We start from the raw sequence: 22,159 nt of genomic DNA on the forward strand, positions 1-22,159 counted from the left end.
GACACTCCTCACCAAGACGAAGGCGGCGAGGCCGACCGGATTCGAACCGGCGTCCTCCAGCTCGCTGCTAGGGCGCGACGACCTCTGCGCTACGACCTCGCCGCCGGGCCAGGCTAGCGAAGGCGACCGACATTCCGGACCTTCGCCGGCCTGGGGCGTCGACGCTCCCCACGAACGAAGGCGGCAAGGCCGACCGGATTCGAACCGGCGTCCTCCAGCTTGCTGCTAGGGCGCGACGACCTCTGCGCTACGACCTTGCCGCGCGGACAGGCTAGCGAAGATCGCGGACATTCCGGTCGGAATCAAAGATCTTCATCGTCCGGCGGGGAATTCCGCGGCAGGCCCTGGACAGGGCACGGGGTGGATCGGTCCAGGGTCTCTCGATGATCGCTTCGACCGGAGCGTACGATGTACCGGATTTTCGCTAGGAGGCCCCGTTGACCATGGCAGATGAAACGGCCGCGCCCGCACGGGACGGCGCGCGTCTCGCGCTGCTGCGCGAGGTGGAGGACCGGGTGCTGTGGTTGTCCACGGCGATGATCGACCACGCCAACCGGGTCCGCCCCAATCCCGGCGGGGTGAAGGTGGGCGGGCACCAGTCCTCCAGCGCCTCGATGACCTCGATCATGACGGCGCTGTGGTTCGGGCAGCTGCGGGCCGAGGACAGGGTGTCGGTGAAACCGCACGCCTCCCCGGTGCTGCACGCGATCAACTACCTGCTCGGCGAACTGGACGAGGATCGCCTGACGACGCTGCGCGCCTTCGGCGGCCTGCAGAGCTACCCGAGCCGCACCAAGGACCCCGACCCGGTGGACTACTCGACCGGCTCGGTGGGCATCGGCGCCACGGCCCCCATCTGGGGCACGCTGGCCCGGCGGTACGTGAACACCCACTTCGACCCGGTGGGTTCGGGCCGGCAGTACTCGCTGCTGGGGGACGCCGAACTCGACGAGGGCGCGATCTGGGAGGCGATCCTCGACCCCATGGTCACCGAGCTCGGCGAGCTCGTGTGGATCGTCGACCTCAACCGGCAGTCCCTGGACCGGGTCCTGCCGCTGATCGGCACTCCCCGCTTCGAGGGCATGTTCGAGGCCGCCGGCTGGCAGGTCCTGACGGTCAAGTACGGCCGCCTGCTGCAGGACCTGTTCGCCCGCCCCGGCGGCGCCGCCCTGCGGGCCCGGATCGACGCGATGCCGAACCCCGAGTACCAGCGGCTGCTGCGCTGCCCGCCGCAGCAACTCCGCGAGCGCGTTCCCGGCGACGGCCCGGACCGCGCCCGGATCAGCGCGCTGCTCGACGACCTGGACGACCAGGAACTGCACGCGGCGATCCGTAACCTCGGCGGCCACGACCTGGCCGCCCTGGCCGACGCCTTCGCCGCCATCGACGACACCCGCCCCACCGTGATCTTCGCCTACACCATCAAGGGCCACCGGCTGGCCAGCGAAGGCCACCCGCAGAACCACTCCGCCCTGGTCACCGCGGCCCAACTCGAGGAGCTGGCCCACCGCGTCGGCGCCGACCCGACCACCCCCTGGGCCCGCTTCGCACCCGGAACCGCGGCGGCGGCCCTGTGCGCCGACACCGCGCAACGCCTGCGCCGCACCCTCCTGCCCGCCCGGCCGCCGGCCCCCGACCTGCCGGCGGACCTGGGCCGCACCCCCGCGGGGACGGAGACCACCCAGGCCGCCCTGGGGCGCGTCCTGCTGGACCTCACCCGCACGGCTCCCCAGACCGCCCAGCGCATCGTCACCGTCAGCCCCGACGTCAGTTCCAGCACCAACCTCGGCGGCTGGGTCAACAAGGTCGGCGTCTGGTCCCACACCACCCGCCACGACTGGTTCGACGACGACGCCGAAACCATCCTGCACTGGCGCGAACGCCCCGAAGGCCGCCACATCGAACTGGGAATCGCCGAAACGAACCTGGTCGGGATGCTGGGCGAGCTGGGCGCCACCTGGAGCCGCTGGGGCCAGCCGCTGCTCCCCATCGGGGTCCTGTACGACCCGTTCCTGGAACGCGCCCTGGAACCCTGGTCCTTCGGTATCTACGCCGGCGGCCAGTCCATCCTGGTGGGCACCCCGTCAGGGGTCACCCTCGCGGCCGAGGGCGGCGCCCACCAGTCGATCAAAACCCCGTCCATCGGCCTGGAACAACCAGGCTGCACCGCCTACGAACCGGCCTTCGCCCTGGACCTCCAGTGGTGCCTCCTGGCCGCCTTGGCCCAGCTCGGCAAACCAGACGGAACCTCGGCGTACCTACGCCTCTCCACCCGTCCCATAGACCAGACCCTCGCGGCGGTCCCGCAGGACCCGGCGGCCAGAGAACGCCGCCGCAAACAGTCCATAGCCGGCGCCTACGCCCTACGCCGCCACCAGGGGACCCCCGCGGTGACCCTCTGCGCCATGGGCGCCACCATCCCCGAGGCCCTGCAGGCGGCGGACCGCCTGACGACCATGGGCTTCGGCACCGACGTCATCTGCATCACCAGCCCTGGCCTCCTCTTCGAGGCCCTGCGCGCCCGCCGCGGCCACGGCACCGCCCCCACCTGGATCCTCGACGCGATCTTCCCGAAAACCAGAACCGCGCCGATGGTCACCCTCCTGGACGGCCACCCCCACACCCTGGCCTTCTTGGCAGGCATCCACGGCACCCCCGCCACCCACCTGGGCGTCACCACTTTCGGCCAGTCAGGCGCCCTCCCCGACGTCTACCACCACCACGCCCTGGACACCGACAGCGTCATAGCAGCCGCCCTGGACCTCATCGACTAGCGGAACACCCACCCCCAACCAGGCCGGGTGCGGCGCCCCCTTCACTGCAGGGCAGGCCTGACCGCCCACGGAGACGCGGGTGGACGGCCCCGCCGTCCGGGACCAACTCGGAAGGAAAGCGGGAAGCCACCACCAGCGCCGCCCCTGCCGCCGCTGGGGTCGATGAAGGCCACGTGGTGGCTGGTATCGCCGTCCGTGGGAGCCGATGCGCCCGAAGCGAGGGCCAGCGCAGGGGCACCGCCCATCAACATGCCGCACAGCACTCCGGGCTCGCACCCCAGCCCCGCGGAAGTGAGGACGGTGCGCAGGCGACCCGCCGTGATGCGGGATCCGCCACAGCATGCAGCCACAGCATGCAGCCACACCCTCCGAACGCGAGCCGCCTACCTCAGATAGGGAAACCCCCGGCAACCATCCCGCCTGGCCCAGGCCCCAGCAAACACCCCCCAACCCGAAAACCCAGAGAGCACAACCACAGGGGCGCCAAGCGCAACCACAACCAGAAAGCGCAACCACAAGGCGCCAAGCGCAACCACAGGGGGCGTGGGGGCGGAGCCCCCACATCGGGGGCCCGGGGGTCGCCCCCCGGAAAAACATGGCGGCCCAACAGCGAAGCCGCCCCCGAAGGGGGCGGCAAGCAGAGTACACCCGGCTCGTGGGCGATACTGGGTTCGAACCAGTGGCCTCTTCCGTGTCAGGGAAGCGCTCTCCCGCTGAGCTAATCGCCCGTTCCTGGGGGTGCCAGGGGTGGGGGTGGTGCCGGGTGTGACGTGGAGGTGGAGACGGGATTTGAACCCGTGTACACGGCTTTGCAGGCCGTTGCCTCGCCTCTCGGCCACTCCACCGGAGTGAGGCCGCGCTGCTGGCCTCTCCGAGCGGAAGACGGGATTCGAACCCGCGACCCTCACCTTGGCAAGGTGATGCTCTACCACTGAGCCACTTCCGCGTGCTCCGGGCGGTCTCCCGCCTGGTGACAGTGAAACCTTAGCCAATCGGCGGCTGTTCCCCAAACTGGATTACCGTGTGCCGCCCCTCGGCACCGAGGCCCGGCAGACAAACGTCACAATGAGCGACATGAAGGACGCCTTCGCCCATGTCGGGGGAGTGCTGGCCACCGGCCTGGCCGAGGTGACCGGCGATCCGGCCGCGCTCGACTCGCGGGGCTGGTGGGCCGTGGTCGTCACCTACGAGGGCGAGGTGACCTGCGCGCGCTTCACCGAGGTGCGCCGTGCCCCGCACCCGACCGGCCGCTGGTCCGGCGCGGCGGGCTGGTCGTCCTCGCTGAACGAGGCCGGCTATGTGGCGGGGGTGCGGCGGATCCGCGCGGAGATCGCGGACGGGGTCGTCTACCAGGCCAACCTGTGCCGTGTCCTGTCGGCGCCGCTGCCCCGCGAGCACGACATCGCCGGTCTCGGCGCGCGGCTGGCGGTGGGCAACCCGGCCCCGTACGCGATGACCCTGCGGCTGCCGGGGCTGGGGGTGGCGTCGGCCTCGCCCGAGCTGTACCTGTCCCGGGCGGGGGAGGTGGTCGAGTCGCGTCCGATCAAGGGCACCGGCCGGACCGCGGCCGACCTGCTGCCCAAGGACCATGCGGAGAACGTGATGATCGTCGACCTGGTCCGCAACGACTTGGGCCGGGTGGCGGTGCCGGGCTCGGTCGAGGTGCCCGCGCTGTGCGCGCTGGAGGAGCACCCCGGGCTGGTGCACCTGGTGTCGACGGTGCGGGCCCGGCTGGCCCCGGGGGCGGGCTGGCCGGAACTGCTGGCGGTGACCTTCCCGCCGGGGTCGGTCACGGGTGCGCCCAAGTCCAGCGCGCTGGCGTTGCTGGAGGAGCTCGAACCGGTGCCTCGGGGGCCGTACTGTGGGGCCGTCGGATGGGTCGACGCGGACTCCGGGCGCGGCGCGCTGGCCGTCGGCATCAGGACGTTCTGGACCGCCGACGGTTTGGTGCGCTTCGGCACCGGGGCCGGTGTGACCTGGGGGTCCGACCCGCACGGAGAATGGCGCGAGACCGAACTCAAGGCGGCCAGGCTGCTGGCCGTCGCCGGTGAGGGGGGAAACGGTGAAGGTCTGGATCAACGGTGAGTTGCACGAGCCGGAGCGGGCCGTGGTGTCGGCGCTCGACCACGGCCTCCTGGTGGGCGACGGCGTCTTCGAGACGATCAAGGCGGTCCGCGGCGAGCCGTTCGCGCTGACCCGGCATCTGGACCGGCTGGCCGTCTCGGCCGCTGGCCTGGGCCTGCCCGAGCCGGACGCGGACGCGCTGCGCGAGGCGGTGCACCAGGTGCTGGCCGCGTCGCCGGCCTGGCCGCTGGGCCGGATCCGCATCACCTACACCAGCGGCCCGGGCCCGTTGGGCTCCGACCGGGGCCCGGACGGGCCGACGGCCACCGTGATCGCCGCCGAGCAGCCGCCGTTCCCGCCCACCGCGGACGTGGCCGTGGTGCCCTGGCCGCGCAACGAGCGCGGCGCGGTGACCGGGCTCAAGACCATCTCCTACGCCGAGAACGCGCTCGCCCTGGCCCATGCCAAGCGCCGGGGCGGCGGCGAGGCGATCTTCGGGAACCTGGCCGGGAACCTGTGCGAGGGCACCGGCACGAACGTCTTCGTGGTGCGCGACGGCCGGCTGCTCACCCCGCCGCTGGCCGCGGGCTGCCTGGCCGGGGTGACCCGGGCACTGGTCCTGGAGTGGTACGGCGGCGAGGAGGCCGACCTGCCGCTGGCCGAGTTCACCGGGGTCGAGGAGGCGTTCCTGACCTCCACCACCCGGGACGTCCAGCCGATCCGGGCGATCGACGGCGTCCTGCTGCCGGCCGCGCCCGGCCCGGTCACCCGCAAGGCGATGGAGATCTTCGCGGCGCGCTCCGCCGAGCGGAACGACCCCTGAGCACGGGTCATCCCTCCACTGCCTTGAGACCGACGACCCCGGCCAGGATCAGGCCGAGGAAGCCCAGTCGGCCGGGGCGCGCTCTCGCCCCGGGGGATGAGCGCCGACCGCATCAAGGCCGGCCTGGCGGCCCTCGTCGCCGGGATCTGACCGTGGAAGGTGGTGTCTTTGTAACACCACAGTGCTTATATGGTCGCCGCCGGGTGTTCAGACTGGGGGACGTGGCTGACTTCGATCTCCTTGTGCTCGGATCCGGTCCCGGCGGGCAGCGGGCGGCGATCGCCGCGGCCAAGCTCGGGCGCCGCGTCGCCGTCGTCGACCGCCGCAACATGATCGGCGGAGTGTGCATCAACACTGGAACGATCCCGTCCAAAACCCTCCGCGAGGCGGTCCTTTATCTCACCGGCCTCAACCAGCGCGAGCTGTACGGGCAGAGCTACCGGGTCAAAGACGACATCACGGTGGCAGACCTGGGCATGCGCACCCAGCACGTCATCGGCCGCGAGGTGGACGTGATCCGCAGCCAACTCGCCCGCAACCGGGTCACCGTCCTGCCCGGCACCGGCCGTTTCCTGGACCCCCGGACGGTCGAGGTGGCCGACGCCTCCGGCCAGGGGCACAAGGTCACCGCTGAGAAGATCGTCATCGCTACCGGAACCCGGCCCGCCCGGCCCGACAGCGTCGAGTTCGACGACCGCACGATCATCGACTCCGACGGCATCATCCGCCTCGAACACGTCCCCGACACGATGGTGGTGGTCGGCGCCGGAGTGATCGGCATCGAGTACGCCTCGATGTTCGCCGCACTCGGCACCAAGGTGACGGTGGTGGAACGGCGCGACCGGATGCTCGAATTCTGCGACCTGGAGATCATCGAGGCGCTGAAGTACCACCTGCGCGACCTGGCGGTGACCTTCCGGTTCGGCGAGAGCGTGGCCGCGGTCGAGCGTCGCCCACGGGGCACGATCACGGTGCTGGAGAGCGGCAAGCGGATCCCTGCCGACACGGTGATGTACTCGGCCGGCCGGCACGGCATGACCGACGACCTCGACCTGCCCGCCGCCGGGCTGACCGCGGACGCGCGCGGCCGGATCTCCGTGGACGAGCACTACCGGACCGAGGTGCCACACATCTACGCCGTAGGCGACGTGATCGGCTTCCCCTCGCTGGCCGCGACCTCGATGGAGCAGGGCCGGCTGGCCGCGCACCACGCCTGCGAGGAGCCCGTCAACGCCATCCACCAGCTCCAGCCGATCGGGATCTACACCATCCCGGAGATCAGTTTCGTGGGACGCACCGAGGACGAGCTGACCTCCGCCCGGGTGCCGTTCGAGGTCGGGGTGTCGCGCTACCGGGAGCTGGCCCGCGGGCAGATCATCGGCGACTCCTACGGCATGCTCAAGCTGCTCGTCTCGCCCGACGACCGGTCCCTGCTGGGCGTGCACGTCTTCGGCACGGGCGCCACCGAGCTGGTGCACATCGGGCAGACCGTGATGGGCTGCGGCGGCACCATCGACTATCTGGTCAACACGGTCTTCAACTATCCGACGCTGGCCGAGTCGTACAAGGTCGCGGCGCTCGACGCGATGAACAAGATGCGGCATATCGCCCGGCTCAGCGAGTGAGCCTCAGGAGGGCCAGAGCAGGTTCTCCAGTTCGACGTCGATGTCGACGAACTCCGACTCGTGCCCGGCGGACACCAGCCGGTAGGTCTGATGCAGGAAGTCCGCGAGCGGCGCCAGCGGCACCTCGAACAGCGCGGTGCCGAACGGCGACGACAGCGAGATGTGCAGGATCCGGTCGGTGCCCGGCCCGACCCGCACGTCGCCGTCCCCCACCGGGCGGACGATGCCCACGGTGAGCAACTCCCGGGCGAAGATCCACTCCACCGGGTCGTCATTGCCGACGTAGAAGGTCATCCTGATCGCGTACGGATCGTCTGACGCGTAGTCCAGCCCGGCCAGCAGCGGCACGGCGGGACGACCGGGCACGACGAGCCGGAGGCCGAGCTCGGCCGAGACGGTGGTGCTGCTGCTCATGGCCATTCCTTCAGACGTCGGTCCGCTACGCGCGGGCGTGCCGATGATGGGGACTGCTCTCCCTTCCTCGGATGTCCCCGCGATCTATGACGCCTAACTGAGAAAACGCGTGAGATCATTCCACCGGTTGCTTTGCGTGTGATGTATATCACGGTAGGTGACGCAGTCTCTGACCTGGTCAAAAGCGAATATTCCACAGCATCCCGGTCGGTCACGGCGTCCCCTTGCCTGCCTGTAGCCTCACCAAGAGAAACGAGCGAGCGGGGCCGATCGGTTGCGTCGATCGGGCCGGCGGCCCGTACCGGCCAGTGTGTTGACATAAGGTAAAAAACGTGGCGATCAACCAAGAAAAGGGCGCGGCAGCGCCGTCCGAGGGGGAGCCGGTGCTCGGCATGTTCCCCCGCTTCCGGGAGTACATCCGGCGTAACCCTGTCCTCAACACCACCTGGCAGATCGGCGTCTTCACGGTCGGCGTGACGGTGCTCCTCGCCGGCCTGGTCATGATGATCGCGCCCGGCCCCGGCATTTTGGGCATCATCGTCGGCCTTGCGATCCTTGCCACCGAGTTCGCCTGGGCGCAACGCGCGCTGCACCGGGCCCGAGCGGCGGCCGAACGCGCCAAGGAGAAGGCCCTCGACCCCCGCGCCAAGCGCCGCAACATCATCCTCGGCGTCACCGGCGGCATCCTGGCCGGCGCCGTGGTGACGGCCTACCTCGTCATCCACGGCCTCCAACCCCCCTGGCAGGTCAACCTGTTCAGCCTGGACTGACCTGCTCGACGCGCGAGAACCCCCTGACATGCGCTACTCTTTCGGACGTCGGGACCACAACCAGGCCCCGGCCGGGGCGATTAGCTCAGTGGGAGAGCGCTTCGTTCACACCGAAGAGGTCACTGGTTCGAACCCAGTATCGCCCACAGCAGTTCAGAGAGGGTCTCGGAGTACTTCCGGGGCCCTTTTTCGATCTTGTGAGGTCGGCGGGAGCCAAACGGGGAGCCACCGTCACGGGACTTAGGCGGACTTGCTTCGACCGAAGACGGTGTTCATCGTCTCGGCGCCTTGGGTGATGACCGGCTTGAGTTGGTGCCGGTAGATCTTCTCGGTGACGGCGGTACCGGCGTGGCCGACGAGGTCGGCGATGGTCTCAATCGGCACGCCGCTGTAACTCATGATCGATACGAACGAGTGGCGGAGTTCGCGGGGTGTCCAGTCCTCGCCGATGCCCGCCTTGCGGGTGATGGCCCGGAACGCGCGCCGGACGTTGCCTGCGGCCAGGGGAGTGCCGGTGCGGGTGCAGAAGACGAGCCCGTGATCCTGCCAGAGCGCGCCAGCCTTGAGCCGCTGGGCGGCTTGGCGGGTGTGGTGGCGCTTGAGCGCCTCGGTGACCTCCTTGGGGAGTTCGAGTGTGCGGCGGGACTCGCGAGTCTTGGTGTCGCCGTGAGCGCGGACGGAGCGCCAGACGTAGACGGCGAACCGCTGGTGATCGAAACCGACCTCGGTGACCGGGCGCCAACCGGTGTCGTCGCCCGCCCATGCGACGACGTGATCCCACTGGAGGGCCCGCGCTTCCTCGGTGCGCACGCCCGTCATGAGGCTCAGGACGACATAGGCGTTCAGCGGTGAGGACTTGGCGTGCTTCAGGACGGCCGTCGCCTGCTCCGGGGTGAGAGCCTTGCTCGGCCGTCCCGTTCTGCCCTTGGGAGTGGTGACGAGTTCGGCGACGTTCCGCATCACCTTGTCGCGGGCCTGGGCCTGCCGGATGGATCGCTTGAGGATCGAGTGAACGCCCTGAAGACTCCGGGTCGCCAACTTGTCCTTGAGGCCGTCGAGCCATTCATCGACGTCATCGGCGCGCAGATCCTTGAGCTTGGCCGCACCGATGAGCGGGATGACGTGCTTTTCGGCCAAGATGCGATTCGTGGTGACCGTCCCCTCGTCACGGCCCTTGAGCCCCTTGGACAACCAGTCTTCGACGGCGTCCCGAACGGTGTAGTTGGCGGGGCTGTCGATGCCGGCTTCGAGGTTCTTGACGGCTTCAACGAGCTTGTCCCGCACCTCGGTCTTGGTCTTGCCCTTCCTCTTGAGGCGCTTGCGCTTGCCGTTGGGGAGGAACCCGAGGGAGATGGCTCCCGTGAAGCCGTCCCCCTCGGGGTAGATGGTCCCTTCGTACTTCCCGATCAGGATCTTCGCCAAGAGATCCCTCCTAGTCAGGGGCGTTGTGACCCTTGCTCACTGACCTCTTCGTGAAGGCCAGCGCAAACGAAGTTAACACAAGACGTCCCAAGACGTCCCTGTCGGCTACGGGCGCGGAGTCCTCGTTTCGAGGGAGTCGATGAATTCCTTGAGTTGGTCGTCCGTGATGCGGCGCAGCTTGCCGATCTTGATGCTGCGAAGTTGACCGGTACGGAGCAGGAAATAGACCTTGTCTCGTCCGACCTGGAGTTTTTCGGCTACCTGCTCGACGGTGTATGCCTGCAACGCTCACCTCCTCGTGCCCCGAGGTCCCTCGGGTGCGGTGTGGGTTCGTGATGTACCTCCATCCGTCACGGTGTGTGATCGTCTTTGTCTTCGTCTACGAGTTGTTCTCGCGCCTTACGTGCAGACGCACGCGAGGCGTAGACGTAGACAAGTCACTGAGAGTGTTCACCGGTCGCGCGCCATCGCCCCCGGCTCACCTGAATGACGCGGTCGGCATCGGCGAGTGCGCGAAGCCGTTGGTAGATCCACGGCCGACTCATGCCGGTGCCGTTGACGAGGTGCGCGACGGGAGTGCCCTCTACGGGCGCGCCGGTCAGCATGTCCCACAGGGTGGACTCGGGGTCGTCCTCGGCTTCGTCTCTCGTCCCGACACCGGCCGCTTCCTTCGGAGCCGTGCGGGTGCTCACCGGTTGCAGGTGAAGTCCCGCATGGGCCTCCTCGACGGCCGTGCGCGAAACGAGGTCGAGTCCGGGACGGTTGTTCGCGTGCCGGTCGGCGGTCTCGGCAACGGTGGCGTCTGTGAGGAGGTAGGCGCGTCCTCGCCGAGGTGTGTCGTGTTCGGGGGCGGTGATGAGGAACTTCCCGGGGGCGTTGAGGGCGTGGGCATGCCATCCGGTGGCGAGCATGCCTTGTCCGAGGATGAGGTCAACGTCCCTGCGCTCGCGGACGCGGAAGCTCATGCGCACGTCCATCTGTGACCGCACGGCACCCTTGCCCATGGCCTTCTGAGTGGGACGTTGTGTCGCGGCGACGAGGGTGACGGCGACGGCTCGGCCTCGCCGGGCTATCGAGTCGGTGTCGCCGATGGTCTCGGGCGCGTCGTCGGCCAGTTCGGCGTACTCGTCGATGACGATCACGAGGGCGGGCATGTCGGGAGTGGGTTCCCAGGTACGGCGCCCTCGCCCGGCGAGCCACGCGGCTCGGGCTTCGAGGACGGCGACGGCATCGCGGAGCAGGACGCGGGCCTGGTCTGGTGTGGTGGCGAGCCGGTCGATGCAGCGGGCCCAGGGCCGTAGCTCCATGCCGCGCTTGAGGTCAATGGCCCAGATCACGACGTCACGGCAAGCCGAGAGGTTGCCCATGAGGACATTGATGCCACCGCTCTTGCCCGATCCGGCGATCCCGCCGATGAGCGCGTGCCGACGCAACAGCAGGACCCGCGCGGCCGTGGCGTCCTCGAACGGGCCCAGGTCGATCGGCTCGGCGATGGTCTCGACGGAAGGACCGGGCCACGCGATGGCGTCGGCGTGCGGGTCGGTGGTCAGGACGCGCAGCTCGAACCGGTCGGCCCGGTCGTCTCGGGTCGGATGGACGCGGACGGCTCCGCGATGCGTGCCGAGAGCGGACTCGATCGCGGGAATCTTGGCGGTCACCTCGGCGAGGGTCTGCCCGCGAGCGAGGGCGAGCCGGGCCCGCCACCCCCACACATCCACCACGGCCGATTGCACGCGGGAACCGGCCAAGCCGACCGCCTGGGCGATCTCGGGCCACGCGGCGAGCTGGCGGTCAACGCGCACCCTTGCGCGCCGTCGGCGATGCGCCCACCACGGGACGGCCAGTACGAGACCGCCGAGGGCGAGAGCGTGCGGCAGGTGCCACGCGGTGATGCCGTACGCGGTCGCGGCGGCGAGCCACGTTCCGACGGTCACGGTGACGGTTGCGGCGTAGAGGCGTTCGCCACGCGAGGTCAGGCCCAACCGGTCGCCGAACGCCCCCAGCGCCCAGGCCGTCGCCATGGCCGCACCAAGGATGTAAGGCCACCAACCGGGCCGCGTCGCGTGGAGAACGGTGCCGCCGATGGCCAACGTGCCGAGGATGTGTAGCGGCGCGAGTTCGGACCGGTAACGCCACAGTGCGCGGGCGATGACGACGGCGGCGAGGTCGGGCAACCGCTCGTCGTGGTTGATGACGACCATGGGCTGAAGTCCGTAGCCGCGCATCTTCCGGGCGTGACGTCGCATCTTCCGTCCCCGGTTCATGAGCGCCCCCGTAGGACGTGGCCTTGCGCGGCGAGTTCGTCTCGCAGATAGAGCAGCGGGTCGGGTTCGCCGTCGTGATGGGCGGCGAGGGCCGCGAGCGCGGCAGCGGCGAGGTTGGCCCGGTCAAGGCGGACGGTACGGGCCTCGTCGCGGAGCCGGGCGACCTCGGCGGCGAGGCCGGGCACGTCGGCGAGGGCGTCGGCGACGTACTGCCAGACATACGACGTGCTTGCGGCGGCGAAGCCGGCGATCACGTCACGGGCGACGGTGTTGCGGGTGGTGACCTCCTGAAGATCGGTCTCGGGAACGTTCGGGGCATCGGTCATGTAGGCATCACCTCCTGTCGTCAGCGGGGCGGGGAACCGGCGATCCAGCCGACGAGGCCGGTCACCAGACGGTCGATCTCGGGTGCGGCGCTCGTCGCGGCGAGGAAGAACCCGAACAGCAGGCACACCGCGGCGTGCCAGAGGCGCAACCCCATGTACCGCCATGCCACGAACGCCACGGCGGCCAGGATCACGACGAGCGGAACGGAGACCGTCAAGCCGTCTCACCTCCTTCCACGGGTCTGAGAGCGACGGATTATGAGTCCACTGCTGTGACCGGCCAGTGGGTCACAGGTCGCCATGGCGCGACCTGCGACGCCACCAGCGGGCCCGGGCACGGCACTTGCGGCACCGCCTGCTCCCGGCTTCGAGGGCCGCGCCGCACGGGCAGACCAGACGGGTCAGGGTGTGGGGAAGGCGCATGCTCACCGCCGTCCCTGGTCGGCCAGACCCGAGGACAGCAGCCGGTGCGACGCCGTCCCGCAGGGGCTCCGGTCGTCGGCGTCCGTGCGGCTCGCGCGGCGCTCTTCGGCGTGAATGCCGATGACGATGAGCGCGAACGCACCCACGGCGATACCGGCGAGGAAGACGGCGGCGATCGTGATCAGTAGTGACATGGGGATCACTCCCTCCCGTAGCGGCCGATCGGGGGTGTCGGCCTCACGGATCGAGAATCCGCCGAGAGGGCGGGACGGGATCACTACCTGACTGGACGTGTTCATGACGTCCTCGTAGGGTGGTGCGCGTCCTAAGACGTCCTGTTGATCCGGTCGGGTGCATGCCGAACGAACGTCTCCGCGCGGCCCTGCTACAACGGGGGCTGACGATCGCCGCGCTCGCTGACGACATCGGCGTCGATCAGAAGACCGTCGAGCGGTGGATCACCCAGGGCCGCACCCCGTACCGGCGGCATCGTTACGCAGTGGCTTCGCGTCTCGGTGCGGACGAGACCTACCTGTGGCCCGACGCTCTTTCGTCCGAGCAGACGGCATCGGCGTCATCGAGTGAACTCGTCACGATCTACCCGCACCGCTGGGCCGTTCCCCGGGACGCGTGGGGACGTCTCTTCGCGACAGCCGAACGAGAGATCGGCATCCTCGTCTACGCCGGTCTCTTCCTCTCCGAGGACAACAGCGTCATCCGCACCCTCGCAGAGAAGGCCGGCGCGGGCGTCCGCGTGCGCATCCTGCTCGGTGACCCGGACAGTCCCCAGGTCGCCGAACGGGGAGCCGACGAGGGCGTAGACGAGGCGATGGCGGCGAAGATCCGCAATGCCCTCGTGCTCTACAAGCCGCTCCGCAAGATCGACGGCATCGAGTTCCGCTTGCACAGCACGGTTCTCTACAACTCGATCTACCGCGCCGACGATCAACTCTTCGTCAACACGCACGTCTACGGCGTCACCGCGCCGCACGCCCCCGTCTGGCACCTCCGCAAGATCCCGGGCGGGGACCTCGCCAACATCTACATCGAGAGCTTCGATCGCGTCTGGGACGTCGCGACGCCGTTGGACGAGGGCTGAGCATGGGCCGCCGCATCGACTACTACGACGATCCCGACGCGCCCAGCGCCAACAGCCTCGTCCCGTCGGTCAACGTGATCGTCACCAACGAGCACGGCGACATCCTGATGATCCAGCGCACCGATAACGACCATTGGGCGGTCCCCGGCGGAGCCATCGACCTCGGCGAGTCGGTGAGCGAGGCGGCGATCCGCGAAACGCTCGAAGAGACCGGCATCCGGTGCGAGATCACGGGTCTTCTCGGCATCTACTCCGACCCGAAACACCTGATCCACTACACCAGCAACGACGAGGTGCGGCAGGAGTTCTCCATTGTCCTCACCGCCCGCCCCGTAGGTGGCCGGTTGACCACGAGCGACGAGTCACGCCGAGTGTGCTGGATGGCTCCCGCCGATGTGGAGACGTTGAGCATGGACCGCTCGATGCGTCTGCGGATCGGTCACTACCTCGAAGGACGGGACGCTCCCGTCATCACGTGACCGGAAGCCCGGCGGGGAGCATGCGGGACTGAACGGCTTGGACCGCACCGACGAGATGGGGCTCCGCGAGCCGGATGAACCGGGTGACGACGTGGCCCGGTCCGTAGCGCTCGCGGATCTCCGCAAGCCGCGCGCCGACCTCAATGAGCCGACCGTCGGGGGTCGTCGTCATGTCGCAGTAGATCAGCGCTTCCTTGAGCGGGCCGTCCACTAGGGGGAACTCGCGCGCAAGCTCGGCGCCGAGCCCTCGTTGTTCGGCCTCGATCAGCGCGCATGAGTGGTTGGCGACGAGGCGACACAGGATCTCGTCGGCTCGGTGGACGTCACGCAGATACCGGGCCCCGTCGAGCGGGTGAAAGCCGGTGCCGACGAGAGCAGGGGCGTAGCCGATGTCATGCAGCCATGCGGCGGCCTCCAGAAGGTCGGCACCGGCTCCCAGGATCGGGGCCAGCGTCCGGGCCTGACGGGCCACGCCTTGAGTGTGGGCCCATCGGCGGGGAAGCGGACCTTCGAGGACGGCGCGGGCGATCTCGCTCGCCCAGGCGGCTTGAGTGCTCATGACTCCGACGCTAGGCGTACGTCGGCAGACGTCCACGGACGCAGGCGGACCATCTAGGGACGTCTCCTCACGACGCGTCCCTTGCCGGGGACGGTCTCGACAAGACCGGCATCAAGCAGGACAACGAGCGCCCGATGAGCCGTCCAACGCGAGACCCCATGCCGCGCCGCAAGGGTCAACTCCCCGGGTACGGCGCCCCCGACCGGAAGCGTCCCGTCCTCGATGTCAGCGCGCACCCGATCGGCGATGCACCGATACAGAGCCTGCCTGCCGACCCGCGCGGACGATGAGGACCGGTCTCGGACGACCCTTCCCACCCCGGGAAGCACGGTGACCAACCCGTCGGCTTCCAAGGTGGCGAGGGCACGGCGGATCGTGTTCCGGGAAACACCGAACTCCGCGCACAACGCGGTCTCCGACGGCATGAGCGAACCGGAGTTGTAAGCGCCCTCGGCAACGCGCTGCCACAGTGTCTCGGCTATCCGCCGATACGCTCCCCACGGTGTCGCCGTCGGCACGTGCCTCCTCGATCGCTTCTCTGAATGGATGTCGCGGCCCAGGCCGCTCCCTTTCAGCCTGGGCCGCGACGGCTCATCACTCGCGGACGACGAGCGCACCGAGGATGCGTCGTGCGAGTCCACGGTCAGGCCGGGCATGTCGGCCTCTGGCGCCGGTCGGTGTCGACGGAGCCGGTGCGGACGGGATGAACCGCCCGTCTACCGCGTTGCGCGGGATCGGGGGCTCCGGCCACGTCGCGCGGGGAGGCGCATCCCGGGCGATACGCCGATGCCGACCCACAGGACGATTCATGCCTACCGCCGGGTGCTCGCGTGGTCGTGGCGCGGCGTGAGGTAGCCCTTGATCCGCGTGATGGCGTCCATCACCCGGTCGGCTTCCGCGATGGGCTCTTGCCACGAGGTGAAGAACCAGTAGCGGCCCGCGTCGCCCGGGTGCCGACGGCACGTGATCAGGTCGGACATCCTGCCACCCTCGTCGCAGCAGTCGGCGGCATGCGGGTTCCGCACGGCCAGTCCCTCGCGGAGCAGTCGAACGACGAAGCCATGAGCCTGGACGGGTTCGGCCAGCGCGGCGAGCCGGGCCCGCGGATTCACTGCGGCAGGAGGAACGTCGGGCCTGTTGTCGGTCTCTCGGGGACGGTCGAAGGACACGGGATCACCTCGGCGGGCAGTCACGATCAGGGCGTTTGTCGTGCTGTCGCCTGATGAACGCGAACAGCTTCGACGTTTCCGAGCCTCGCGCCAGCGCCGGGACCTCTCTACAGGCAACTAGGGACGTCTAGGGACGTCTTCTGTTAGCGTCGTTCGCGAACGCCGTAGCTGGAGGGCCACGTGAACGAACCACTCCGCCGCGCGATGACCGATGCCGGGATGGGCGAACATGACATCGCCGACAGGCTCGACGTCGATGTCAAGACCGTCCGCCGCTGGCTCGCCGGCCGAACTCCGTACCCACGGCACCGACGCGCCATGACCGCACTCTTGGGCGTGAACGAGGCAGATCTATGGCCTCGACCGGCGAGACCACGACTTCACGCCGCTGCGCAGACGAGCGAGGTCATCGCGATGTATCCGCATCGCTGGGCTGTGCCCCGAACCGTCTGGTATCACCTCTTCGCCGGTGCCCATCGGGAGATCGGCATCCTTGTCTACGCAGGTCTCTTCCTCGCCGAGGACACAGGCTTGGTCCGTCTCCTGGCCGAAAAGGCCCGCAGCGATGTGACCGTACGCATCATGCTTGGTGATCCCGATAGCCCACACATCCGCGAGCGTGGTGAAAACGAAGGGGTGGGCGACTCGCTGGCCGCAAAGATAAGCAACTCACTCGTCCTGTACCAGCCGCTGTATAACGTTGCGGGCGTCGAATTCCGACTTCATAGCACCGTGCTCTACAACTCGATCTATCGCGCCGACGATTGTCTAATGATCAATCCACACGCTTATGGCATCGCTGCCGCGCGGGCCCCTGTTTTGCACGTTCGCCAGACTGAATCAGGCGATATGGCGTCTACTTACCTCAATAGTTTTGAACGAGTCTGGGATACTGCGGTGCCGCTCGCATAGGTCCAAGAGTGAAATGCCATTCGCAACCATGTTGCAATCAGTGATCTTACATGCCCTGTCGAGAGGTCGCGGTAGCTGTATCTGTGTAACGGCGTAGACTACTCTATTTATTGTAGTGCTGGTGACCAAGGTCGTTGGGGGTGAGCCTAGGGAAGGTTACCCCGTTCTGCTGGGTAGGCATGTGGATGGTATAGAGTATGTGCTGCCCCATCGCAAAGCTCCCCTAGTCTTGGTCAGCTTATGTATGAAAATCTGATCGCTGTCGCCGAAGAGTGCTCACTTGAGGCGCGCTGCAACGAAGATTCGCTCAATATTAAACTCCCTCATTCGCCAATCTCATTGCACTTTGAAAAAGTTAGCGAAACGACGCTATTTGGTGCATTTTATCTTCGCACAAACTCATGGAATTGGCCCGGAGAGCGATCTGATCTAAATGATATATTGTCTATGCTGGTGGCGATGTTTTTTGCGGAAACTGGCACTGCTTCATGCGCCTTGATGGATGTTCCGCATCCTGCGGCGTATGTCCCTAGTGGGGAGGTTTACGCGCGATACATTTTGCTTTCCCAGCCTAGTAACGGGTATTTTCATGTCCAAGGTGAAAGCTTCCCTGAAGCCGAGAAGCTTATACATAAACTCCTTCTGCTGGAATACTTTCTTCATCAAGCTATTTCACCTCACCTCAGCCAAGAGGAGCTAGAGTCGTTGGTTGACTGGGAGGAGATTGAAGTATGGGGAAGGCGGGTGATGAAAGTGTTGGGTGGTCTAGCGAATGAATCTGAAGATACTTATAATATCAGGAATCCTCCTCGTTGGAAGTATTATCGCTGTGCTGGTGCGGATATCTCCATCATCCAGAGTGACCAAGTTTCAGATATCTTCGATTTTCTCTGGAGTATTGGAGAGCGCAAGCTGATTCAAGGAGTGACGGGAAATATTGTTCTGCGGGATGGTTTGTTTAATTTCACGCCAAGTGAAGATGTGGACCAGTTGGGCTTTCTCTTGAAAAAACTGGCCGGCGTAAGTGATCTTGGTGAGCTGCGCGTGATGCCACTGGAAAACTGCCTGGTGACTGCAAGTCAAGGGTTTGTGCTGTTTCTAGGCTCCAGTTCCGGTAGGCGTGCTTTTGACGGTGAAAAAGATAGAGTATTTCTTCGCCATCAAGATGAAGCACAATTCCTATTTCCTGCAGATTCGTACGTGTGGGCTGAACGGGTGGATGGTGAGCGTTTTGAGAGCCTTGTCTATGACTTGCTAGTTCGCGAACCTGGAGTAACGAAAGTGCGAACAGTAGGGCACGCTAATGAGAGGGATGGGGGTCGCGACCATATAGCAGCATGGCACACCCCTCCTCAGGCGGGCGGCCATGCCGTAGGCGAAAATTATCCGATAGCTCGCGCGCGTGAAGTGGTTATTCAGTGCAAGGCGCTTAACCGAACCGTCGGTAAGCGCCACGTCCTTGATATTCGGGATACGCTTGACCAATATGATGCTGAAGGCTACTTGTTGGTTGCTATGGGAAATGTTGGAACATCTGCAATAGGTTATCTTGAAGCGCTCCGGAGAAAGGGTGATTACTTTACTGACTGGTGGGGGTGTAGCGAGATTGAGCATCGTTTGCGCAGAAACCCTGATATTGTTAAAAGATATAGTGATATTGTAACGGTGGTTTCGCACTAGTTTGCATGCCTCAAGCTGGCTGCTTATTTCTTGTCTTTGTTTGATGGTCTAATGTCCTGTAGACAAAAGCCCCTATCGATCAAATGCTGATCGATAGGGGCCTGCGCCTACATAAGATTAGGTTTGTGCCGTAGCAGAGATGATCTGCTTAACTTTGCGACGGTCGATACCGTGCTTCTCGGCGAGGAACCGCTGCGACAGCGGCCGTCCGGGACCGTTGAGACTCGCAAGGTAGTCGGCGAGTACGGCTTGCTCCGGCGCCTGTACCGGTTCGGTCCGTGACTCGTCGGCTTCCTCGTCCATGCGCCGGTCTGGTTCAGCGGCCGGTTCCGCTGGCACCTTGGGAACGGCGTTGCGGGTCAAGGTCATCAGGAGTTCGAACGAGCCGACCAACGCCAGAGCCGGCCAAGCGCTGACCAGAGCACCGATGACGCCGTGGTTCAGGCCGTGCGCCACATTGGCGCCGATGGTGGCCACGATGCCGACGCCGAGACTCCACTTGGCGAGCACGGGGACGGGTTGGCGTCGGCGGTTGGCATCAAGGATGACCATGGAAGCGGCCCAGATGAGGCCGTCCACCGTGAATGGCACCAGCGTGGCGGTCACGCCGGTCTCGCCGTGGGCGCGCACCAGTTCGTAGGCGTGGCGGTAGGAGATGACGGCCGCTACCGCTGCGACCGTCACCACGGCGAGCGCCGTCGTGATTCGGGTGAGGCGGTCAGCCATGGGCCAACTCCTCACGCCAGGTGATCACGAAGGGGTCGTCGTCGCCGTGACCGGATGCGAGACGCTCGGCTAGCGTGAGAGCCGTGATCGCGGCGTTGTAGGTGAGGGGATAGGGCCACGTGCTGACGACCCAAACGGCACCAGTACGGGTGGCCGTGGCGATCTCGGTTCCGTCGAAGGTGGCCGTCATGCGGTCATCGTTGATCTTGAGCATGGGGGCTCCTCTCCCGCCCTGGGGAGGGAGCCACGGGAGCCAAAACAGGGAGCCAATGCCTTTCGGCACCCCCCGACCCGCCGCGACTCCATCAGGGCGTCGGTGCAGGTGAGGGGCTCCCCGTTCGACTCACTTCGACCTAGATCGACTTCTCTTCATTGCTTCACACCGAAGAGGTCACTGGTTCGAACCCAGTATCGCCCACCCAACGTTTTCCCAGGTCACGGACCCCATAGAGGGCCTTCTCCGATTACTCGGAGGGGGCCTTCAGTCGTTCGTGGGGCAGATTTGGGGCACGATCTTGCCCCAGGCCAAATGTGGTCATGAGAACCCATCCTCGTTTTGGTCACTCTCCGTGTTCATGTGCAGAGAAGGGACGCGGTGACCCGGTCGCTGCCGGGTCACCGCACCCCTTCGCTCGGGTGGTGGTCAGGCGCTCTTGTCGGTTCGATGTCCTGCCCCGCCCACCACAGCTCGATCCAGTCCGCGAGTAACGCCGCCCCGTCACGGGGGTCGTGCCAATCTTGTTGCCGCACCCGGGCTTCCTGGTCGTTGGCCCAGTCCAGCGCAGCCTGCTTGGTCTCGAACCCCGACTCTGATGTTGCCCCGGCCACCAGCGCCTCGTGCGGCATGGTGATCACCTGCGGTCGAATCGGGGTCTACCGGTCACGCGGTCGACGAGCAGGGGGTCATTGCCCGCGAGCATGTCGGCAGGGTCGCCGGTGCTGAGGTAGGCGTGGGTGTTGTAGCCGAAGCTCCAGCAGTCCGGCTGCTCACGGATCCGGCTGTCGTCGATGATGACGTCGTCCACCGTCCGGCGCCAGGTCTGGTCGAGCGTCCGTTCGGCGATGAGGCGCGCCTGCTCGAGACGGAGGCTGCGCTCAGGGCGTTCGAGTGCCCATCGGCGGAGCGCGGCGCGGACCAGTTCGAGGGTGCGCAGGCCGCTGTCGTTCACCAGCCACCACGACTGGGACCGCACGAACTCCGACATTTGCGCATCGGTGACGGCGGGGTCGTCGATCAGCGCATCGGTTTCGCGGACGGCGGTGCGCACCGCCAGGACGCCCAGCCAGTCCGCACCCGCGTGGACGAGTTCGTTCAGTTCGCCGTTGCTCCGGGTGAATTCCCTCAGCAGCCTGCTCAGGTTCGAGGCCCGCGGTGTGAACGGATGGGGCGGGGGCGGATGCCGCACAGTGCGGTCCAGGCGGTCGGCGACCTCCTGCAGCGTCCGGCGTCCACTGCCACCGATGAAGCGGTGGGCATGGGCCCGCACGAAGGCTGTCAGGTCGTCGTCGTCCACCCCGGGATCGGCGAGCAGCCTCTGGATCTCCTCGATCATGCGGCACGCGATGTCAGGACCTTCGGCGCTGTCCACGTAGTCACGGATCTCGTCGTCAAGCGACCCGCTGCCCAAGAGGACGGTGTCCATGAAGTGACCGATGCGGGGATAGCGGGGAGCGAGTGGGTGCGTCCATTCGTTCTCTATCCAGAATGGAAGCGGTCTGTCGGTTAACACCCTTGCCACGGTTCGGGCCTGGTCGGGGGTTAGCCTCCCGCCGGGGGCCACGGACCTGGGACCCCATTGGTTGTCGCAGACCAGAGCCCGGTTGCGGTCGTGGTGCCAGGACGGCCCTTCGTCACCGGCGAGCAGCCGGGCGGCCAGCCCGGCCGGTTCGGGGACGCCGACGCGTTCGAGCGCCTCGGCGACCGTGTCCACCGCGGTGCCGGGCATGGCGGCATCCCCCATGCACGGCAGGAACAGCAACAGCCGCCGCTCCCATTCGCTGATCCATCGGCCGTCCGGAGGTGGATGCTCGGCGATCCAGCACAATTCCGGCCAGCTCAGCCCCGGCCAGCCGGGATGGCCGTCCAGCCAGGTCACCGTGAAACTCCCTCGCCAGGCGGGATGCGAGAGTACGAAGTCGGTCCCGAAGTCGGGGTCGCTGTTGCGGTAGATCACCCGGAAGATGACACGGCCAGGCAGCTCGATGCGGAACACCGGCCACCGTTCGGTGTCCGCCAGCCGCTCGTCCAGCGCGCGGACGTCCTCGGCCTTAACACCGAACGCTGCTGGCTCGGCCTCGTCCACCTGATGCGTCCGGCTCAGATGGACGGCCCAGAAACCAGGCTCAGTCAGCAGGTCGGTGCCGTTGTAGTAGGGCATCCTCGTCTCCGGTGAGCGTCACGGCCCAATGGTGCCCCACCTACGCAAGCGTCGCTAGACCATTTGTGCGGGAATGCGGAGCTTGCGGTGATGGCCTGTTACGACGGCCGCCTGCGCTGATGGGTTCGAGCAAGGCGGTCCTGGCGTCGCACCTGTATCGCAAATATTAAGGTTGGCCACTGACACTTCTGGACTTCTTCTTGTTCCCCGAACGTCCGTTCGGGGAACAAGAAGATCATTGTTGCGGGACCG

The 22,159-nt window shown here is 66.8% G+C and carries 23 protein-coding genes and 6 tRNA genes; 10 read left to right on the forward strand and 19 right to left on the reverse strand.

Annotated elements, in window-relative coordinates; all coding sequences use genetic code 11:
• Positions 1 to 26: 26 nt before the first annotated feature.
• Together DPM19_RS00655 and DPM19_RS00660 are read right to left on the reverse strand one after the other, a co-directional pair.
• Positions 27 to 99: transfer RNA gene (locus DPM19_RS00655), tRNA-Arg, on the reverse strand.
• 85 nt (positions 100 to 184) lie between these two features.
• Positions 185 to 257: transfer RNA gene (locus tag DPM19_RS00660), tRNA-Cys, on the reverse strand.
• A 186-nt stretch (positions 258 to 443) separates the two neighbouring features.
• Here DPM19_RS00660 and DPM19_RS00665 point away from each other — a divergent pair.
• A complete protein-coding gene (locus tag DPM19_RS00665; RefSeq protein WP_111863320.1) occupies positions 444 to 2,774 on the forward strand; it encodes a transketolase-like TK C-terminal-containing protein in 2,331 nt (776 codons plus the stop codon).
• A 656-nt stretch (positions 2,775 to 3,430) separates the two neighbouring features.
• Here the strand turns inward: DPM19_RS00665 and DPM19_RS00670 are convergent.
• From DPM19_RS00670 to DPM19_RS00680, 3 genes are all read right to left on the reverse strand, one after another.
• Positions 3,431 to 3,502 (reverse strand) — tRNA-Val (locus DPM19_RS00670).
• A 43-nt stretch (positions 3,503 to 3,545) separates the two neighbouring features.
• Positions 3,546 to 3,619, reverse strand: a tRNA-Cys gene (locus DPM19_RS00675).
• A 29-nt stretch (positions 3,620 to 3,648) separates the two neighbouring features.
• Positions 3,649 to 3,720, reverse strand: a tRNA-Gly gene (locus DPM19_RS00680).
• Positions 3,721 to 3,848: 128 nt separating this feature from the next.
• Between DPM19_RS00680 and DPM19_RS00685 the strand changes: the two genes are divergently transcribed.
• The 3 genes from DPM19_RS00685 (at position 3,849) to sthA (ending at position 7,286) form a co-directional block, all read left to right on the forward strand.
• Entirely contained in the window at positions 3,849 to 4,859 is a 1,011-nt protein-coding gene (locus DPM19_RS00685) for a chorismate-binding protein (RefSeq protein ID WP_199484818.1), read from the forward strand.
• Positions 4,837 to 5,661: an aminotransferase class IV gene (locus DPM19_RS00690; RefSeq protein WP_111862776.1), complete on the forward strand. Its 825-nt coding sequence runs from the start codon at positions 4,837 to 4,839 to the stop codon at positions 5,659 to 5,661. Before DPM19_RS00685 ends, DPM19_RS00690 begins: the two co-directional genes overlap by 23 nt.
• A 221-nt stretch (positions 5,662 to 5,882) precedes the next feature.
• Positions 5,883 to 7,286, forward strand: a complete 1,404-nt coding sequence (sthA, locus tag DPM19_RS00700) for a Si-specific NAD(P)(+) transhydrogenase (RefSeq protein ID WP_111862777.1) — start codon at positions 5,883 to 5,885, stop codon at positions 7,284 to 7,286.
• Between the two features lie 3 nt (positions 7,287 to 7,289).
• Here the strand turns inward: sthA and DPM19_RS00705 are convergent, their stop codons facing one another.
• Positions 7,290 to 7,700: an SsgA family sporulation/cell division regulator gene (locus tag DPM19_RS00705; RefSeq protein WP_111862778.1), complete on the reverse strand. Its 411-nt coding sequence runs from the start codon at positions 7,698 to 7,700 to the stop codon at positions 7,290 to 7,292.
• Between the two features lie 332 nt (positions 7,701 to 8,032).
• Here DPM19_RS00705 and DPM19_RS00710 point away from each other — a divergent pair, with 332 nt between their 5' ends.
• Positions 8,033 to 8,470, forward strand: a complete 438-nt coding sequence (locus DPM19_RS00710) for a PGPGW domain-containing protein (RefSeq protein WP_233509732.1) — start codon at positions 8,033 to 8,035, stop codon at positions 8,468 to 8,470.
• Between the two features lie 74 nt (positions 8,471 to 8,544).
• Positions 8,545 to 8,616 (forward strand) — tRNA-Val (locus DPM19_RS00715).
• Positions 8,617 to 8,710: 94 nt separating this feature from the next.
• Here DPM19_RS00715 and DPM19_RS00720 read toward each other — a convergent pair.
• From DPM19_RS00720 to DPM19_RS00745, 6 genes are all read right to left on the reverse strand, one after another.
• On the reverse strand, positions 8,711 to 9,892 hold the full coding sequence (locus DPM19_RS00720; RefSeq protein WP_233509733.1) for a site-specific integrase: 1,182 nt from the start codon (positions 9,890 to 9,892) through the stop codon (positions 8,711 to 8,713).
• A 105-nt stretch (positions 9,893 to 9,997) separates the two neighbouring features.
• Positions 9,998 to 10,177 carry a helix-turn-helix domain-containing protein gene (locus DPM19_RS00725; RefSeq protein ID WP_111862780.1) on the reverse strand — a complete coding sequence of 60 codons (180 nt, stop codon included), beginning with the start codon at positions 10,175 to 10,177 and terminating at the stop codon, positions 9,998 to 10,000.
• Between the two features lie 152 nt (positions 10,178 to 10,329).
• Entirely contained in the window at positions 10,330 to 12,093 is a 1,764-nt protein-coding gene (locus DPM19_RS00730; protein WP_233509734.1) for an FtsK/SpoIIIE domain-containing protein, read from the reverse strand.
• Between the two features lie 59 nt (positions 12,094 to 12,152).
• Entirely contained in the window at positions 12,153 to 12,482 is a 330-nt protein-coding gene (locus DPM19_RS00735; RefSeq protein ID WP_111862782.1) for a hypothetical protein, read from the reverse strand.
• A gap of 20 nt (positions 12,483 to 12,502) precedes the next feature.
• Positions 12,503 to 12,700 (reverse strand): hypothetical protein, encoded by a 198-nt coding sequence (locus DPM19_RS00740; RefSeq protein WP_111862783.1) that lies wholly within the window; start codon positions 12,698 to 12,700, stop codon positions 12,503 to 12,505.
• Positions 12,701 to 12,907: 207 nt separating this feature from the next.
• On the reverse strand, positions 12,908 to 13,099 hold the full coding sequence (locus DPM19_RS00745; protein ID WP_146778707.1) for a hypothetical protein: 192 nt from the start codon (positions 13,097 to 13,099) through the stop codon (positions 12,908 to 12,910).
• Positions 13,100 to 13,260: 161 nt separating this feature from the next.
• Here DPM19_RS00745 and DPM19_RS00750 point away from each other — a divergent pair, with 161 nt between their 5' ends.
• Both DPM19_RS00750 and DPM19_RS00755 read left to right on the forward strand, forming a co-directional pair.
• Complete coding sequence (locus DPM19_RS00750; protein ID WP_111862785.1) at positions 13,261 to 14,004, forward strand: XRE family transcriptional regulator; 744 nt, start codon at positions 13,261 to 13,263, stop codon at positions 14,002 to 14,004.
• Between the two features lie 2 nt (positions 14,005 to 14,006).
• Positions 14,007 to 14,483, forward strand: a complete 477-nt coding sequence (locus tag DPM19_RS00755) for an NUDIX domain-containing protein (RefSeq protein WP_111862786.1) — start codon at positions 14,007 to 14,009, stop codon at positions 14,481 to 14,483.
• On the opposite strand, the gene DPM19_RS00760 is transcribed toward DPM19_RS00755, so the two are convergent.
• From DPM19_RS00760 to DPM19_RS00770, 3 genes are all read right to left on the reverse strand, one after another.
• Positions 14,476 to 15,042 (reverse strand): HD domain-containing protein, encoded by a 567-nt coding sequence (locus tag DPM19_RS00760; RefSeq protein WP_111862787.1) that lies wholly within the window; start codon positions 15,040 to 15,042, stop codon positions 14,476 to 14,478. The genes DPM19_RS00755 and DPM19_RS00760 overlap by 8 nt on opposite strands.
• 53 nt (positions 15,043 to 15,095) lie before the next feature.
• Positions 15,096 to 15,698, reverse strand: a complete 603-nt coding sequence (locus DPM19_RS37000; protein ID WP_111862788.1) for a GntR family transcriptional regulator — start codon at positions 15,696 to 15,698, stop codon at positions 15,096 to 15,098.
• A 156-nt stretch (positions 15,699 to 15,854) separates the two neighbouring features.
• Positions 15,855 to 16,154 carry a hypothetical protein gene (locus DPM19_RS00770; RefSeq protein WP_111862789.1) on the reverse strand — a complete coding sequence of 100 codons (300 nt, stop codon included), beginning with the start codon at positions 16,152 to 16,154 and terminating at the stop codon, positions 15,855 to 15,857.
• Between the two features lie 237 nt (positions 16,155 to 16,391).
• Here DPM19_RS00770 and DPM19_RS00775 point away from each other — a divergent pair, with 237 nt between their 5' ends.
• On the forward strand, positions 16,392 to 17,123 hold the full coding sequence (locus DPM19_RS00775; RefSeq protein WP_111862790.1) for a helix-turn-helix domain-containing protein: 732 nt from the start codon (positions 16,392 to 16,394) through the stop codon (positions 17,121 to 17,123).
• Positions 17,124 to 17,363: 240 nt separating this feature from the next.
• On the forward strand, positions 17,364 to 18,803 hold the full coding sequence (locus tag DPM19_RS00780) for a restriction endonuclease (protein WP_111863322.1): 1,440 nt from the start codon (positions 17,364 to 17,366) through the stop codon (positions 18,801 to 18,803).
• A 117-nt stretch (positions 18,804 to 18,920) separates the two neighbouring features.
• Here DPM19_RS00780 and DPM19_RS00785 read toward each other — a convergent pair whose 3' ends face one another.
• The 4 genes from DPM19_RS00785 to DPM19_RS00800 form a co-directional block, all read right to left on the reverse strand.
• Complete coding sequence (locus DPM19_RS00785; protein WP_111862791.1) at positions 18,921 to 19,529, reverse strand: DUF2637 domain-containing protein; 609 nt, start codon at positions 19,527 to 19,529, stop codon at positions 18,921 to 18,923.
• Positions 19,522 to 19,743, reverse strand: coding sequence for a hypothetical protein (locus DPM19_RS00790; RefSeq protein WP_111862792.1), 222 nt, complete (start codon positions 19,741 to 19,743; stop codon positions 19,522 to 19,524). The genes DPM19_RS00785 and DPM19_RS00790 overlap by 8 nt, the downstream gene beginning before the upstream one ends.
• Positions 19,744 to 20,144: 401 nt before the next feature.
• On the reverse strand, positions 20,145 to 20,375 hold the full coding sequence (locus DPM19_RS00795; RefSeq protein WP_146778708.1) for a hypothetical protein: 231 nt from the start codon (positions 20,373 to 20,375) through the stop codon (positions 20,145 to 20,147).
• 5 nt (positions 20,376 to 20,380) lie between these two features.
• Positions 20,381 to 21,907 carry a YrhB domain-containing protein gene (locus DPM19_RS00800; protein ID WP_111862794.1) on the reverse strand — a complete coding sequence of 509 codons (1,527 nt, stop codon included), beginning with the start codon at positions 21,905 to 21,907 and terminating at the stop codon, positions 20,381 to 20,383.
• Between the last annotated feature and the right edge of the window lie 252 nt (positions 21,908 to 22,159).

Origin of the sequence: Actinomadura craniellae (assembly GCF_003289645.1) — a bacterium.
GTDB lineage: Bacteria > Actinomycetota > Actinomycetes > Streptosporangiales > Streptosporangiaceae > Actinomadura_D > Actinomadura_D craniellae.